We start from the raw sequence: 15,716 nt of genomic DNA, 5'->3' as shown, positions 1-15,716 counted from the left end.
TCAGGTTGATGGATCAGGCGGCAACGCACGCCATGGTACGGGGCTACCGATGACGACGGCGGCGGCCAGCCCCGGCAGGCTTTGTTACGATGGGCTGTTTCCGGCTGCAAGGCCGCAGACCGCGTAGCGCACTTCCTCCCCCTTTCCGTCTACCGAACGAGTACCGCCGTGTCCTTCTTTGCAAACGTGGAACTGGTCCCAGGCGACCCGATCCTGGGCCTGACCGAGGCGTACAACGCCGACAGCCGCCCGACCAAGGTCAACCTGGGTGTGGGCATCTACTACGACGAGAGCGGCCGCATCCCGCTGCTGCGCGCCGTCAAGCAGATCGAGCAGCAGCTTGCCGCTGACGCCAAACCGCGCGGCTACCTGCCGATCGATGGCCTGCCGGCATACACGCAGGCCACGCGAGAGCTGGTGTTCGGCAAGGACTCGCCGCTGCTGGCCGCCGGCCGCGTCACCACCGCACAGACCGTCGGTGGCAGCGGTGCGCTGCGCGTCGGCGCCGACGTGCTGAAGAAGCTGCTGCCGCACGCCACCGTGGCGCTGAGCAACCCGAGCTGGGAGAATCACCGTGCGGTGTTCAGCGCGGCCGGTTTCGAGGTGCTGGATTACACCTATTTCGACCCGGCCAGCCATGGCGTCGACTTCAACGGCATGCTGGCCGACCTCGGCAAGCTGGAAGCCGGCACCGTAGTGCTGCTGCACGCCTGCTGCCACAACCCCACCGGTGCCGACCTCACGGTCAGCCAGTGGAAGCAGGTCGCGCAACTGCTGAAGGACAAGCAGCTGTTCCCCTTCATCGACATGGCCTACCAGGGCTTCGACAAGGGCATCGAGCAGGATGGCGCCGCCGTGCGCATCATCGCCGAAGCCGGCATCGACAGCTTCATCGTCGCCAACTCGTACTCCAAGTCGTTCTCGCTGTATGGCGAGCGCGTGGGTGCGCTGTCGATGGTGGCGCCGACCGCTGCTGACGCCAAGGCCGTGCAGTCGCAGGTCAAGCGTGTGATCCGCACCATCTACTCCAGTCCGTCCACCCACGGTGCCGCGCTGGTGGCCGGCGTGCTGACCAACCCGGAACTGCGCGCGATGTGGGAGCAGGAGCTGACCGAGATGCGCGAGCGCATCCACGCCCTGCGCCAGGGCCTGGTCGAAAAGCTGGCCGCTGCCGGTGCGCCGCAGTTCGGCTTCATCAACGAACAGGCCGGCATGTTCTCCTACTCGGGCCTGAGCCGTGAGCAGGTCGAACGCCTGCGCGACGAGTTCGGCATCTACGCCGTCGGCACCGGCCGCATCTGCGTGGCCGCGCTGAACCAGAACAACCTGGAATACGTCGCCAAGGCCGTGGCCACCGTCGCCAAGGGCTGAAGCAAGGCTGCAGTGGTTTGACAACAAAGGCGCCGAAAGGCGCCTTTGTTTTTGTTTCTGCTTTGCCTCTGCCTTTGCCACACCCTCCGCGCTCGCGGCGAACCCTGAAGCGCAGGGCGAGGTACGCCGTGGCCAGGACCGTGAGGCGCATGGATGCGCCGACCGAGCCCCCATGGATGGGTTTACGGCGTGTCCTGGCCACGGTGTACCTCGCCCTGTGCCTCCATGAAGGAAGGCGCCACCAGCGCAACGCATCTGGAAACGATTACGCCATCCCGCGCTCACGCACGCCCCCGCCAGACGGGCGACAATAGGCGTTTTCCCGCTGCCGAGACCTGCCCGACCATGTCCCGTACTTCGTTGACCCGCTTCCTGATCCAGGAACAGCACGCCGGCCGCATCAATGCCGACCTGCGCCAGCTGATCGCCGTGGTCGCCCGCGCCTGCACCAGCATTTCCATCGCCGTCAGCAAGGGCGCCCTCGGTGGCGTGCTCGGCGACGCCGGTACCGGCAACGTGCAGGGTGAAGCACAGAAGAAGCTGGACGTGATCAGCAACGAGATCCTGCTCGAAGCCAATGCCTGGGGTGGCCACCTTGCCGCCTGCGCCTCGGAGGAAATGGACCACAGCCAGCCGGTGCCGGACATCTACCCGCGCGGTGATTTCCTGCTGCTGTTCGATCCCCTCGACGGCAGCTCCAACATCGATGTCAACGTCTCCGTCGGCACCATCTTCTCCGTGCTGCGTTGCCCGACCAACGTCGAGCTGCCGGGCGATGACGCCTTCCTGCAGCCGGGCAGCAAGCAGATCGCCGCTGGCTACTGCATCTACGGGCCCAGCACCCAGCTGGTGCTGACCGTCGGCCATGGCACCCACGCCTTCACCCTGGACCGCGAGAAGGGCGAGTTCGTGCTGACCACCGAGAACATGCAGATTCCGGCGGCCACCCAGGAATTCGCCATCAACATGTCCAACCAGCGTCACTGGGAAGCGCCGATGCAGGCCTACGTCAGTGATCTGCTGGCTGGCAAGGAAGGCGCGCGCGGCAAGAACTTCAACATGCGCTGGATCGCCAGCATGGTGGCCGACGTGCATCGCATCCTGACCCGCGGCGGCATCTTCATCTACCCGTGGGACAAGAAGGATCCGTCCAAGGCCGGCAAGCTGCGCCTGATGTACGAAGCCAATCCGATGGGCCTGCTGGTCGAACAGGCCGGCGGCGCCGCCTGGACCGGGCGCGAGCGCATCCTCGACATCCAGCCCGACCAGCTGCACCAACGCGTGCCGGTGTTCCTGGGTTCGCGTGAGGAAGTGGCCGAAGCGGTGCGTTACCACCACGCGCACGACGAAGCGCAGGGCTGACGGCTCGACGCCTGACGGCGGTCATGGCAGTTCGATGACATGACCGCAGGGTGACACCGCGGGCGGCAAACGGCACCATCAAGCCGTTGCCGCCGAAGGAATGCACGCATGCACGAGCAGGGCCCGGTCGATTTCATCGAAGTCATCCACAACGCCGTCCCCAGTGAGGTCTGCGCGGCCATCGTCGAGCGCATGCGTGCCACGCGTGGCCTGCTGCCCGGTGCGGTGGGCAGTGGCGTGTTCCCCGAACTCAAGCACAGCAAGGATCTGCGCATCAGTGGCCTGGACGGCTGGCAGGACATCGACCAGCAGCTGCAGATCGCGGTGTTCAACGGCCTGCTGACTTATCTACGCCGTTATCCACAGGCATTGATCGCGCCGCTGATGTTGCAGATCCAGGACAGCAATGGCCAACCGCGACGCCTGTCTGCCGAGGACTTTCCCGACATGCCGCAACAGCAGCTGGCCGACCTGGCCCGCACCTGCCTTCGTCCGGGTGCGATCAACCTGCAGTGGTACGCCGCGGGCGAGGGTGGCTACCCGTACTGGCACTGCGAGCTGTACCCGAAGGATGCGCAGGCCGAGACCCTGCACCGGCATGTTCTGTGGACGCTGTACCTCAATGACGACTTCGACGAGGGCGAAACCGAGTTCCTGTTCCAGGGGCGGAAGATCGCGCCGCGCACCGGCAGTTTGCTGATTGCGCCGACGGCGTTCACCCACACCCATCGCGGCAATCGGCCACAGGGTGGCGACAAGTTCATCGCCACCAGCTGGATCCTGTTCCAGAGTGCGCAGAAGTTGTTTGGGGGGTGACGCCGAACTGCTCGTCGGCCTTGATGTACAGTCGAGCCATGCTCGACTGATGGCCTCAGAACAACGACCCTTGCGGCGAATCCTTCTTCGGCGGCAACGGCTTCTGGAACCGGCTGCAATCCAGCTTCGGCCAATGGCTGTTCTGCGCATTGAATCCCAACCGCTTGCGCGCCAGCTTGAAGCGGTTGTTCAACAGATCGGCATACACGCCCTGGCCGCGCATGCGGGTGCCGAACTGGCTGTCGTAGTCCTTGCCACCACGCAGCTGCTGGATGGTACTCATCACGTGCGCGGCGCGATCGGGATGATGGGTATCGAGCCAGTCGCGGAACAGTGGCGCCACTTCCAGCGGCAGGCGCAGCAGCACGTAGCCTGCGGTACTGGCGCCTGCATCGTGCGCAGCCTCCAGCACCGCTTCAAGTTCGCTGTCGTTGATCCACGGAATCACCGGTGCCACCATCACGCCCACCGGGATACCCGCGTCATGCAGGCGCTTCATCGCGCGCAATCGTGCATGGGGTGCTGATGCGCGCGGTTCCAGCTTCGCGGAGAGATGCGGGTCCAGCGAGGTCACCGAGAAATGCACACTGACCAGGTTCTCCGCCGCCAGCGGCGCGAGCAGATCAATGTCGCGCTCGACCAGTGCGTTCTTGGTGATCAGCGAAAACGGATGCCTGGTTTCCAGCATCACTTCGATCAGCTGGCGGGTCAGCTTGAACTTGCGCTCGATCGGCTGATACGCATCGGTGTTGATGCCCAGCGCGATCGGCTGCGGCACGTAACCGGGTTTCGACAGTTCCTTGCGCAGCAGCTGAGGCGCATTGGTCTTGGCGAACAGCTTGGTCTCGAAGTCCAGGCCAGGTGACAGGTTCAGATAGGCATGGGAAGGGCGCGCGAAGCAGTAGGAACACCCATGCTCACAACCGCGATACGGATTCACCGACTGGCTGAAGCCGACGTCCGGCGAATTGTTGCGGGTGATGATGCTGCGCGCGGTCTCGGCGCGCACCTCGGTGCGCAGGCGCGGCGCGAGGAACTCCTCACTCTCATCGACCGCCCAGCCGTCGTCCACCGCCTCGCTGACGGTGCTTTCGAAGCGTCCGGCGAGGTGGGACGTGGAACCTCGGCCCTTGATCGCAATACCCATTGCGGCAGCGTACGCCGGGGCTGTCTCAATGGCTGCGACGGCCGCCTGAAGGGTTCAGGGCAAGTCTGAGCCGAGCGTGGGCTCGGCTCTACAGTGGATACGGATACCTTGTAGAGCCGAGCCTACGCTCGGCTGCAATGCATCAAAGCAGCGCCAGGTACCCGCGCACGGTGGCATCCAGCCCGTCATACAGTGCCTCGCCGATCAGCGCGTGGCCAATCGACACCTCCAGCACGTCCGGCACGTGGCCCAGGAAATCGCGCAGGTTGTCCTGCGACAGGTCATGGCCGGCGTTGACGCCCAGGCCCACCGCCTGCGCCCGCCGCGCCGCAGTGGCGAACAGTTCGAGCATTGCCGCAGCGTCGCCCGCCGCATGCGCCTCTGCGTAGGGGCCGGTGTACAACTCGATGCGGTCGGCACCGACCTCGGCGGCCTGCTCCAGCGACGGGTTGCCCGCATCCACGAACAGGCTGACCCGGCAGCCCATCGCCTTCAGTTGGGCAATCAACGGGCGCAAGCGCTCGGCGTCGCGTTCGAAGTCGAAACCGTGGTCGGAGGTGATCTGGCCATCGCCGTCGGGCACCAGGGTGGCCTGCGCCGGACGGGTCTGTTCGCACAGCGGCAGCAGCCCCGGGTACCCCTCGCGCGGCGGCGCAAATGGATTGCCCTCGATGTTGAATTCCACGCCACGCGCGCGGGTCAACGTGGACAGGGCCAGCACGTCCTCGGCGGTGATGTGGCGGCGGTCCGGCCGCGGATGCACGGTGATGCCATGCGCGCCGGCATCCAGGCAGGCCTGGGCGGCGCGCACCACGTCCGGTTCGGCACCGCCGCGCGAATTGCGCAGGACGGCGATCTTGTTGACGTTGACGCTGAGCTGGGTCATGGAACGGAACTACTTGGAAAGAGGGGACGGATCGTTGTCGTTGGCGTCATCGTTGCGGCGCGCCTGGGCCTGCTCGCGCAGGCGGCGCAGTTCCTCGGCATCGATCAGGGTGGCCGGGTCGCGCTGCAGGTCGCCGAAACGGGCCACGTAACGACCGCGTACCCAGGCCAGCAGGAAGCCGAGCGCAGCCAGCAGGCACAGGGTCATCAACCCCGCGCTTGGGGTCTTCAGCGCGAAGGCAAAGCAGCCCAGCGCCAGCAGCAGGTACAACCAGTACATAGTCGGGCTCCCCGGATGATCGCCGCAGTGTAGCGCTGCGTCAGAGCAGCGGCGAGGCCAGCCGGGCGAAGGCCTCGGGCAGGCGGTGCAGCCACAGCGAGCGCCCGGCCTGGTCATGCACCCGGGTGGCGCGATCGAATTCACCCTGCAGCAGCTCGGCCAGGGCCGCCACGCGGTCCCGGTCGCTGATCATCATCGACAGCTCGAAGTTCAGGCGGAAGCTGCGGTGGTCGAAGTTGGCACTGCCGACAATGCAGACGTCGTCGTCGGCGATGAACGCCTTGGTGTGCAGCATGCGCGGGCCGTACTCGTAGATCTTCACGCCGGCATGCAACAGTTCGTCGAAGTACGAGCGCGCGGCCTGGGTCACGAACCAGGAATCGCTCATTTTCGGTACCAGCAGGCGCACGTCCAGGCCGCCCAGCGCGGCCGAAGTCAGCGCCATCCGTGCCGCTTCACCCGGCACGAAATAGGGCGTCACCAGCCACACCCGCTCGTGCGCTTCCTGGATGGCGGCGACGTGCAGCCGGTGGATCGTCTCCCAGCCTGAATCCGGGCCGGACACCAATACCTGCGCGTTGATCGCGCCATCCCCGCGCAGCGGCATATCGGCCGGCCACAAGCGGGCGATATCCATCCGCGAGGGTTCCTGGCCACTGGCGTAGAGCCAGTCCTCGGCGAACACCAGCTGCAGACTGCGCACCACATGACCGCGGATGCGCATGTGCAGGTCGCGATAAGCGTCGGGCCTGCGGCTTTCGTCTTCCTCGTCGGTGATGTTGATGCCGCCAGTGAAGGCCAGGCGGCCATCGACAATCACCAGCTTGCGGTGCGTGCGCAGGTTCAGCCACGGGCGCTTGAACGGTTTCAGCAGCTGCCGTGGGTGGAACCAGATCGCTTCACCGCCGGCGTCGAGCAGGGGCTGCAGGAAACGGCGGGGCAGGGCGGATGAGCCCACCGCATCCAGCAGCAGGCGCACCTGCACACCGGCACGTGCGCGCTCGACCAGGGCATCGCGCAGGGCGGTGCCTGCGTGATCCGGATTGAAGATGTAGTACTCCAGATGGATGTGATCGTGCGCCTGTGCAACGGCTTCCAGCAAGGCCGCGTAGGTCGCCGCACCGTCCACCAGCCAGGTCACTTCGGTGGCACTGCTTGGGGCCAGTCCGGTCGTTGCCTGGGCAACCTTGGCCAGTTCGGTGCAGTCCGAATCGGGCGGGCAGACATCGCTGTAGTGCTCCATGCCCGAGCGTGCACGGCCACGACGCAGCCGTTGCCGCTTCACCTTCTGCGGGCCCAGCAGGTAGTAGATGAAGAGCCCGAGATAGGGGAGCAGTGCCAACGAAAGGATCCAGCTCAGCGTGGCCACCGGCTCGCGCTTCTGCAGCATGATCCAGCCCGCCAGCGCGAACAGGTACAGCAGGTAAGCCACCGCCAGGATCGTGCCGAGGTGGGCGATACCGTCGAGCCAATGGCGCAGGGAATCGAAGAGGGCAAGCATGCGCCGATCATAGCGGCGCATGCTGCCGGATGGGGTCAGATCCCTTTTCCGAAGGAAAGGCGTTCTGACCTCATCCCATGTGCCAGGACGAGGACAAAAAAAAACGCCCCTGTCTCCAGGGGCGTCTGCAGTCGCGTCATGACTGTTGTGTTGCGGTGTCGCGTTTACTGCTGCACAAAACCGATCTTCTTCATCTGAGCATTCTTCGCGGCGGCCAGAACCTTGGCCATCACGTCGTACTCGGAATCCGGGCTGGCGTCGATGCGCAGTTCCGGCTGGTTGGTCGGGTCACGCTGGACCTCCTGCTCCATCCGCTGCTGCAGCTCGCTGGTATTGATCGGGCTGTTGTTCCACGAGACCTGGTTGCTGGCGTCGATCTTCAGTTCGATCGGCGGCGGCGGTTCGACCAGCTGCGGCGGTGGGTTGAGCACGCGCTGCGGCAGGTCCACGGCGATCGGGTACGTCATGATCGGCGCGGTCACGATGAAGATGATCAGCAGAACCAGCATCACGTCCACGAGGGGCGTGACGTTGATGTCTGCCATGGGGCCCTTGCCACCACCACTACTGAATGCCATGGCTTATTGCCCCTTTTCTTTGGTCGCAACGAAGCCGACGTCCAGCATGCCCTGTTCCTGCGCCACCTTGGTCAGGTCGTTGATGACGCGCATCTTGGTGGTGCGGTCACCACGCAGGTTCAGCGGCGGCTGCGGGGTCTGCTGTGCGGCGGTCGCCAAGCGGGACTCGAGAGTCTGCTTGTTGATTTCTTCGTCGTTCCAGTAGATCGAGCCGTCTTCCTTGACTGCCAGCGTGATCGGGTTCGGACGCTTTTCAGCATCTTCCGGCTTCTGGATCAGGTTGGCTTCCGGCAGATCCACCTTGACCTTGTGGGACATCAGGGGCGCCGTGATGATGAAGATGATCAGCAGCACCAGCATCACGTCCACGAGGGGCGTAACGTTGATGTCGGCCATGGGGCCGCCGCTGTTACCACTACTGAAAGCCATAACGGGCTCCGTCTAGATCTTGGTGACTACTTACTTCGTCGCTGGGTGACGCGCGCCGCAATTAGCGGACGCGCGAACCGGTGGCGAAGAAGTCGTGCAGGTCGTGCGCGAAGGTATCGAACTTGCTGATGGTCGCGCTGTTGATCTTGCTGAAGAAGTTGAAGGCGAACACGGCCGGGATTGCGACGAACAGACCGATCGCGGTCATGATCAGCGCTTCACCCACCGGGCCGGCAACGGCGTCGATCGAAGCGGAGCCGGTGGCACCGATCTTGATCAGCGCGCCGTAGATGCCCCACACGGTACCCAGCAGACCGACGAACGGAGCGGTCGCGCCGACGGTGGCCAGCAGGGTCATGCCCGACTGCAGCTTGTTGCTTTCGCGGGTGACGGCCTGACGCAGAGCGCGGTCGACGAACTCCGAACGGCTCAGGTTCTCACCGACGCCGCCGGTAGCACCGCCTTCAGCGCGCTGGTGGTGGGCGGCTGCCTGGGCAGCGTCCAGGGCGATCTTCGAGAACGGCTCCGAAGCCGGCTGCTCTTCCATCGCACGGATGGCGTCCTGCGCGTTCGGGGTGTCCCAGAACAGGCTGACGACGCGATCAGCGGCGCTCTTCAGGCGGGTGGCACGGAAGATGTTGATGACGGTCCAGTACCAGGACATGGCCGACATGGCGATCAGGGTCAGCAGCACGACCCAGGAAACCGCGAAATCACCCGGCTTGGTGGTCATTTCGTGGATCAGGTGCTCGAAGCCCATCTGCGACAGGGCGTTGGACGGATTGCCCCCGGCAGCAGCGGCGATGAAAATTTCCTGCAGCATGACGCTTACCTTTGTTGTGTGTGGTGATAAAGGGTGTAGCTAAGCTAAACAATCGAACCGGGAGCGGGGGTGGCCAGGTGGCCACCCGGGCGCATCAGTTCAGCGCAAAGTTGACCGGGACGCGAACGCGACCTGCCGTCTTCTTACCGCCTGCTTCAGCGGCGTTGAAGCGCCACTTGCGAGCCGCTTCCATCGCAGCACGGTCCAGGTCGCGGTTACGGCTGGACTTTTCCACCGTGACATTGGTGACGTTGCCGCTGGCATCGACATCAATGATCAGGATCACTTCGCCCTGGATACCTGCGCGGAAGGCTGCCGGCGGGTAGCGCGGCGGATTCATGGCCTTCGACGAGATGTCCACGCTGGCCTCGATCGAGGTCGGCGGTGCCGGCGGCGCCGGCGGCGCCGGCGGGGTGACGATATCGTTCGGGCGCGGCTCCGGCACGTCGACAACCGGCGCCTGCGGCGGCGGCGGTACGGGCGACGGCTTCGGCGGCGACAGATTCTTCACCGGCGGTGGCGGAGTATCCTGCGGCGGCGGCGGCGGCGGCGGCGGTGGGGGCGGCGGCGGCGCGTCGACGATGGTCACCATGACGTTGCGCTCCTTCTCCGCGACGGCCTTGGGAGCCACGGCGGGAATCAGGAGCATCATGAAGGCGGCCAGATGCAGGGCAATTACAAACGCGATGCCGACGATGCGAGGCCAGCTCAGCCCCTTGTCATCGGGTTGTTCGTACCGGTGAACGACTAGTTGTTCCGTCATGCGCCAAGAGCTCAATAGTGGGGCCGGAATCCCGGGGGCGGGATCCCTGATCAGCGGTGCATGACACCGCAGGAACCTCCAAGCTTATACCAATCCTGAGCGCCTGCGCATCAACTGAGCAGGCATTCAGGCGTTATTCCTACTTACTTCAGGTTGATGATTTTTTTGGCATCAGCCTGGTTCTTCACGCCCTTCGCCAGCGCCTGCTGGGCGGCCTGCTTGGCCTCGGGGACGCGACCTTCGGCATGCAGGACGCGTGCCAGGTTCAGGTAGGTCTCACCGTCCTTGGAGAGCGGGGCGGCCTTCTGCCACGCATCGATCGCCTGCGGCACCTGGTCGGAGTAGTAGTAGGACTGGGCCAGCGCCAGGTAGACCTGGTAATCCGGCTTCAGGATGCCCTTCTGCAACCCTTCGTTGATGACCGCGATGACGTCCTTTTCCTTGTTCTCGGTGTTGGCATAGATCGAGTACAGCTGCTTGTACTCGCGCTCTTCGGTGAGCTGGCCGCTGCTGCGCAGCTTGTCCATCACCGCGGCGGCCTTCGGCATCTGGTCAGCCTGCATGTACATGTTGGCCAGATTCAGCTGGGCCTTCTTGTCCGACGGGTTCTTGGCCGCCAGCGCTTCTGCGGCCTGCACGGCCTCACCGGTCTGGCCGGCTTCGGAAAGGGCCGCCATCAGCAGCTGGTTCCAGTTGTCCTTCGGCTCGGCAGCGCCCGCGATGGCCTGCTTCAGCACCGGGATCGCTTCCTGGTAGCGCTCCAGCTGGTACAGCGCCTGGCCCTTGGCAATCAGCTCTTCCGGCTTGGTCGACTTGCTCTCGGCGAAGTACTTGTCCAGGGTGGCCAGGCCTTCGGCAGTCTGGTCTTCCTGCAGCTGCAGCTGGCCCAGCATCAGCATCGACTGGAAGTGGCCGTTGTTGTCCAGGCCGTTGAACTGGATGACCTGCTTCAGGTAGGCGATGGCGGCCGGGGTGTCGTCGGTCTGGTAGGCGGCCTGCGAGGCCAGCTGCGCGGCCAGCGACTTGTCGTACTCGTTGGAGGCGCTGTCAGCCAGGATCGCGTCAGCCTGCGTGCGCGTCTCCGGGAACTTTTCCTTGTTGTAGCTGTCGATCATTTTCTGCAGCTTGCTGCCCATCTTGGCCGAGGCCTTGGCGGTCGGCTCCTGGCGGGTCGCATTCGGGTACAGCGGTTCGGCCTTGGCCTGCTTGCTGCTGCCGCCGCGGCTGCCACGGTCGGAGGAACGCGAGGACTGCGCGAAGGCATCGGTGACCACGGCGCCGGTCAGGGCGGTCGCGACGAGGACGGAAAGCACAGCTTTGTGGTTACGGAAAATCATCGTTCACCTCGATCGAACCGCCGGATAGCGGCAAAGTCGGACTGTCAGAAAAATCTGAGCCGCCAAACGTATCAGAAACAGATGGCGTGAGAAATCGTTTTATGTGCTGCAATACAGCATAGAACTGCGCACTCATCCGCACTTTGGCCGCAGCCCGGCCGCCTGGGCCTGCTGATAGACCGGCCCCAGGCCCGGCGCGTCGCGTCGCAGCTCCTGGATCCGGTTGGCCGGATCGGGGTGGGTGGACAGCCATTGCGGGCTTCGACCGCCGCTGGCGGCCATCATGTTCTGCCACAGATCCACGGCCTGGGCCGGGTTGAATCCGGCCTGCGCCATCAGCCGCTGGCCGATCACGTCCGCCTCGCTTTCCTGGGTCCGCGAGCCGGGCAACAGGAAGGCCGCCTGCGCGCCCATGCCGCCCAGCTGATTGACCGTATTGGCGGCACCATCGCCATAGGCGGCACCGGCCAGCGCGCCCAGCACGGCCAGGCCGGTCTGCGCGCCCATCTGCCGGGTAATGCGTTCTTCGTGGTGACGCGCGATCACGTGGCCGATCTCATGACCGATCACGGCAGCCAACTGGTCCTGGTTCCTGGCGACGGTGAAGATGCCGGTGTTCACGCCCACTTTGCCGCCGGGCAGGGCAAAGGCGTTGGGTTCCTTGTCGACGAATACGGCAGTCTCCCACCGTACCCCACGGTACTGAGGCGGCAGCTGTGCGACCAGCGCATTGACCACGCACTGCACGTAGCCGTTCTGGCGGCCATCGGTGCTGATCTTCTCTTTCTGCTTGGTCTCGGCAAACGCCTGCGCACCGAGCTGGTCAAGCTGTGCCTGCGACACACCGCCCACCATCTGCCGTCGTCCGGTTGGCGAGGTGGTGGTTGCACAGGCACTGACCAAGGTGGTGATGACTAGAGCCAGCAGCAGTTGTTTCATGGGTCCGCCCCCGTGTTCATGTGCGCAGTGTGTAGCGTACCTGCTTAATCTTTCGTCAAGCGGGCACGGCGTTACGTTGATCCCAGGAACACCATCGCGGCGAGCGCAACCGCGTTGTTCAGCGCATGCGCGGCAATCGCCGCCCACAGGGTGCCGGTGCGGCGGTACAGCCAGCAGAAGGCGGCGCCCATGCCACCGTACACCAGCCACAGCTGCGCCATGCCCAGCAGCGAGTTCTTGCTGACACCGGGCACTTCATGGACCAGGGCGAACGCCAGGCTGCTGAGGATCAGGCCCAGCCAGGGGCGGCCGGCTTGCCACAGGCGCCCGAACAGGACGCGGCGGAACAGCAGTTCTTCGTAGGCGGGGGCAAGGACGACCGCAAACAGCACCAGGAACAGCGGGAAGCGAGCGATCGCGCTCTGCATCAGTTCCACGTTGGTGGGCACCGGCTCGATGCCGAACTGCTTGGAAAGGAAGGCGATGCCGTTGCTGCCGAGCACGATCAGCGTGGCCACCAGCAGGGTCCAGCCCCAGGTGGACGGCCGCAGCAACGCCTGTCGCGACGCCATGCGTTCGCCGGCGCTTGCCGGGCGTCGCCAGAAGTACAGCAGCAGCGCGGCGCCACCGGTGGCGATCAGGGCCATCAGGATCTGCGCCAGGGCACCGGGCTGGCCCACTGCCGCGCCGACAGCGTCAGGTGTCAGTCCGCCATTGGCCTCGGCGTTGGCGCGGCTGACCACGATTGCACGGTAGAAGCCCCAGAACAGGCCGGAGACCATGCTCAGGCCGACCAGGGTAACGGCGGCGATGCCCAGGTCGATGAAGAAGCCTGCCAACGGTGCCACGGCGCGCGGTGGGGTAGACACCGGCGGAACCGGGGGCGGGGCGGCGGAGACCGGGGTGGATGCGGACATCAGGTACCTGTGTTCAAGGGACGAAGGCCGGTGCAGCTCCCCGCGCACCGGCCAGGTCCCGATTGTGTCAGATATCCAGGTTGGCGACTTTCAGCGCATTGTCTTCGATGAAGTCGCGACGCGGCTCGACGACATCGCCCATCAGGGTGCTGAAGATCTGGTCGGCAGCGACCGCATCCTCGATGCGCACCTGCAGCAGGCGACGGGTCTCCGGGTTCACCGTGGTATCCCACAACTGCTCCGGATTCATTTCACCCAGACCCTTGAATCGCTGGATCTGGCGGCCGCGCTTGGCTTCCTCGAGCAGCCAGTTCTGCGCCTTCGCGAAGCTGTCGACTTCGATCGACTTGGCGCCGCGGGAAATCGTTGCACCTTCGCGCACCAGGCCGTGCAGCAGCTTGGAGGCCTGGTGGATCGCACGCAGTTCGCCACTCTCGAACGCCGACATCGGCAGCACCTGGATGTGCTCCTCGCCCATGTGGCGACGGGTCACCAGCACAGCGGCGGGGCGTTCCTCGTTGGCGTCCTGCAGTTCCAGGCTGAAACGCGGGCTGCCCAGGCTGCCCTGGTTGAGGCGCTTGGCCAGCGCATCCAGGCCTTCGCCTTCGCCCGCATTGCGCAGGCTGTCCATGTCCATCGGCACGAAATCGACCAGCGCTTCGAGCAGGTTGCGGTCATAGCGGTGCGCGTTGCGTTCGATGGAATCGAGCGCGGCGGCGTACGCCAGCAGCAGCTTCTCCAGTGCCAGGCCTTCGATGCCCGGTTCGCCGGTGGCCGGCACCAGCGCGGCGTTTTCCACCGCACTGCTGGCCAGGTAGCTGTCCAGCGCCGGATCATCCTTCAGGTACAGCTCCTGCTTGCCCTGCTTGATCTTGTACAGCGGCGGCAAGCCGATGTAGACGTAACCGCGCTCGATCAGCTCCGGCATCTGACGGTAGAAGAACGTCAGCAGCAGGGTGCGGATGTGGGCGCCGTCGACGTCGGCGTCGGTCATGATGATGATCTTGTGGTAACGCAGCTTGTCCGGGTTGTACTCGTCACGGCCAATGCCGGTGCCCAGCGCGGTGATCAGCGTACCGACCTGGTCGGAGGACAGCATGCGGTCGAAGCGCGCGCGTTCCACGTTGAGGATCTTGCCGCGCAGCGGCAGCACCGCCTGGTTCTTTCGGTTGCGGCCCTGCTTGGCCGAGCCACCTGCCGAGTCACCCTCGACGATGAACAGTTCGGACAGCGCCGGATCCTTTTCCTGGCAGTCGGCCAGCTTGCCCGGCAGGCCGGCGATGTCCAGCGCGCCCTTGCGGCGGGTCAGGTCGCGGGCCTTGCGGGCGGCTTCACGTGCACGCGCGGCGTCGACGATCTTGCCGGCAATCGCCTTGGCTTCGTTCGGGTTTTCCTGCAGGAACTCTTCCAGGCGCGCACCGAAGGCGTTTTCCACCGCCGGACGCACGTCGGAGCTGACCAGCTTCTCCTTGGTCTGGCTGGAGAAGCTGGGATCCGGCACCTTCACCGACAGCACCGCGATCATGCCTTCGCGCATGTCGTCGCCGGTCAGGTTGATCTTGGCCTGCTTGGCGATGCCGTTCTGCTCGATGTAGTTGTTGAGCACGCGGGTCAACGCACCGCGGAAACCGGCGAGGTGGGTACCGCCGTCCTTCTGCGGGATGTTGTTGGTGAAGCAGTACATCGTCTCCTGGTAGGAGTCGGTCCACTGCAGCGCCACCTCCACGACGATGCCGTTGTGCTCGCCGGTGACGGAGATGACATTCGGGTGCAGCGGGGTCTTCAGCTGGGCCAGATGCTCCACGAAGCTGCGGATGCCGCCTTCGTAGTGGAAGTCATCGCGACGGCCGTCGCCACGCTCGTCGGCAAGGACGATCTTGACGCCGGAGTTCAGGAACGACAACTCGCGCAGACGGCGGGCCAGGATGTCGTAGTGGAATTCCACGTTGTCGTGGAAGGCGACGGTGGACGGCCAGAAGCGCACGGTGGTGCCACGCTTGGTGGTGGCTTCCAGCTTGGCGAGCGGGGTCACGGCTGCGCCGTTGCTGAATTCCTGCTGGTAGTGGGAGCCGTTCTGGAACACGTCCACCAGCAGCTTCTGCGACAGCGCGTTGACCACGCTGACGCCGACGCCGTGCAGGCCGCCGGAAACCTTGTAGCTGTTGTCGTCGAACTTGCCGCCTGCATGCAGGACGGTCATCACCACCTCGGCGGCGGAGACCTCGCGACCGAGCTTGGCGCTCATCTGCTCGTGCTTGCCGGTCGGAATGCCGCGGCCGTTGTCGGACACCGAGACCGAGCCGTCAGCGTGGATCGTCACCGCGACATGGTCGGCGTGGCCGGCCAGCGCTTCGTCAATCGAGTTGTCGACAACCTCGAACACCATGTGGTGCAGACCGGTGCCGTCATGCACGTCACCGATGTACATGCCGGGTCGCTTGCGGACAGCCTCCAGGCCTTCCAGGGCGGTAATGCTGTTGGCGTCGTAATTGCCGTTGTTTGCCGGGGTGTTCTGTTCGTCGCTCATTGCGCTTGCCGTAGGCTCCGCAGGTCGGGCACCGCTTGGGG

General features: G+C 64.9%; 15 protein-coding genes. 3 read left to right on the top strand and 12 right to left on the bottom strand.

The features are described from left to right. The first annotated feature begins 168 nt into the window (after window positions 1-168). The 3 genes from HMPREF3114_RS01505 to HMPREF3114_RS01495 all read left to right on the top strand — a co-directional run bounded on the left by HMPREF3114_RS01505 (window position 169) and on the right by HMPREF3114_RS01495 (window position 3,549). The gene (locus tag HMPREF3114_RS01505) at window positions 169-1,371 is read left to right on the top strand and encodes an amino acid aminotransferase (protein WP_053496721.1); all 1,203 of its coding nucleotides are present in this window, start codon (window positions 169-171) and stop codon (window positions 1,369-1,371) included. 345 nt (window positions 1,372-1,716) lie between these two features. Beyond that, window positions 1,717-2,733 (top strand): class 1 fructose-bisphosphatase, encoded by a 1,017-nt coding sequence (locus HMPREF3114_RS01500; RefSeq protein ID WP_005421178.1) that lies wholly within the window; start codon window positions 1,717-1,719, stop codon window positions 2,731-2,733. A 108-nt stretch (window positions 2,734-2,841) separates the two neighbouring features. Then, entirely contained in the window at window positions 2,842-3,549 is a 708-nt protein-coding gene (locus HMPREF3114_RS01495) for a 2OG-Fe(II) oxygenase (RefSeq protein ID WP_053496722.1), read from the top strand. A 55-nt stretch (window positions 3,550-3,604) separates the two neighbouring features. On the opposite strand, the gene HMPREF3114_RS01490 is transcribed toward HMPREF3114_RS01495, so the two are convergent. From HMPREF3114_RS01490 to gyrB, 12 genes are all read right to left on the bottom strand, one after another. Beyond that, a complete protein-coding gene (locus tag HMPREF3114_RS01490) occupies window positions 3,605-4,696 on the bottom strand; it encodes a PA0069 family radical SAM protein (protein ID WP_053496723.1) in 1,092 nt (363 codons plus the stop codon). A gap of 142 nt (window positions 4,697-4,838) precedes the next feature. Then, complete coding sequence (locus HMPREF3114_RS01485) at window positions 4,839-5,582, bottom strand: pyridoxine 5'-phosphate synthase (RefSeq protein WP_005421190.1); 744 nt, start codon at window positions 5,580-5,582, stop codon at window positions 4,839-4,841. 9 nt (window positions 5,583-5,591) lie between these two features. Continuing rightward, the gene (locus tag HMPREF3114_RS01480) at window positions 5,592-5,861 is read right to left on the bottom strand and encodes a hypothetical protein (protein ID WP_005421192.1); all 270 of its coding nucleotides are present in this window, start codon (window positions 5,859-5,861) and stop codon (window positions 5,592-5,594) included. Between the two features lie 40 nt (window positions 5,862-5,901). Beyond that, a complete protein-coding gene (gene cls / locus HMPREF3114_RS01475; protein WP_005421195.1) occupies window positions 5,902-7,362 on the bottom strand; it encodes a cardiolipin synthase in 1,461 nt (486 codons plus the stop codon). Window positions 7,363-7,526: 164 nt separating this feature from the next. Next, window positions 7,527-7,940 (bottom strand): ExbD/TolR family protein, encoded by a 414-nt coding sequence (locus HMPREF3114_RS01470; protein WP_005411740.1) that lies wholly within the window; start codon window positions 7,938-7,940, stop codon window positions 7,527-7,529. Between the two features lie 3 nt (window positions 7,941-7,943). Continuing rightward, on the bottom strand, window positions 7,944-8,369 hold the full coding sequence (locus tag HMPREF3114_RS01465; protein ID WP_005421196.1) for an ExbD/TolR family protein: 426 nt from the start codon (window positions 8,367-8,369) through the stop codon (window positions 7,944-7,946). A 61-nt stretch (window positions 8,370-8,430) separates the two neighbouring features. Continuing rightward, entirely contained in the window at window positions 8,431-9,192 is a 762-nt protein-coding gene (gene exbB / locus HMPREF3114_RS01460; protein WP_005411738.1) for a TonB-system energizer ExbB, read from the bottom strand. A 94-nt stretch (window positions 9,193-9,286) separates the two neighbouring features. Continuing rightward, a complete protein-coding gene (locus HMPREF3114_RS01455; RefSeq protein WP_176746362.1) occupies window positions 9,287-9,844 on the bottom strand; it encodes an energy transducer TonB in 558 nt (185 codons plus the stop codon). Window positions 9,845-10,098: 254 nt separating this feature from the next. Continuing rightward, window positions 10,099-11,292, bottom strand: coding sequence for a tetratricopeptide repeat protein (locus HMPREF3114_RS01450; RefSeq protein WP_005421200.1), 1,194 nt, complete (start codon window positions 11,290-11,292; stop codon window positions 10,099-10,101). Window positions 11,293-11,424: 132 nt separating this feature from the next. After that, a complete protein-coding gene (locus HMPREF3114_RS01445) occupies window positions 11,425-12,231 on the bottom strand; it encodes a M48 family metallopeptidase (protein ID WP_053496725.1) in 807 nt (268 codons plus the stop codon). Window positions 12,232-12,302: 71 nt separating this feature from the next. Further along, window positions 12,303-13,148 carry a CPBP family intramembrane glutamic endopeptidase gene (locus HMPREF3114_RS01440; RefSeq protein ID WP_032954741.1) on the bottom strand — a complete coding sequence of 282 codons (846 nt, stop codon included), beginning with the start codon at window positions 13,146-13,148 and terminating at the stop codon, window positions 12,303-12,305. Window positions 13,149-13,215: 67 nt separating this feature from the next. Next, window positions 13,216-15,675 (bottom strand): DNA topoisomerase (ATP-hydrolyzing) subunit B, encoded by a 2,460-nt coding sequence (gyrB, locus tag HMPREF3114_RS01435; RefSeq protein WP_005421206.1) that lies wholly within the window; start codon window positions 15,673-15,675, stop codon window positions 13,216-13,218. Between the last annotated feature and the right edge of the window lie 41 nt (window positions 15,676-15,716).

It is taken from the genome of Stenotrophomonas sp. HMSC10F07, from assembly GCF_001807895.1.
GTDB classification, from domain to species: Bacteria; Pseudomonadota; Gammaproteobacteria; order Xanthomonadales; family Xanthomonadaceae; genus Stenotrophomonas; species Stenotrophomonas sepilia.
The sequence above is the reverse complement of the archived record's forward strand: the minus strand, read 5'-3'. Positions and strand labels throughout refer to the sequence as shown.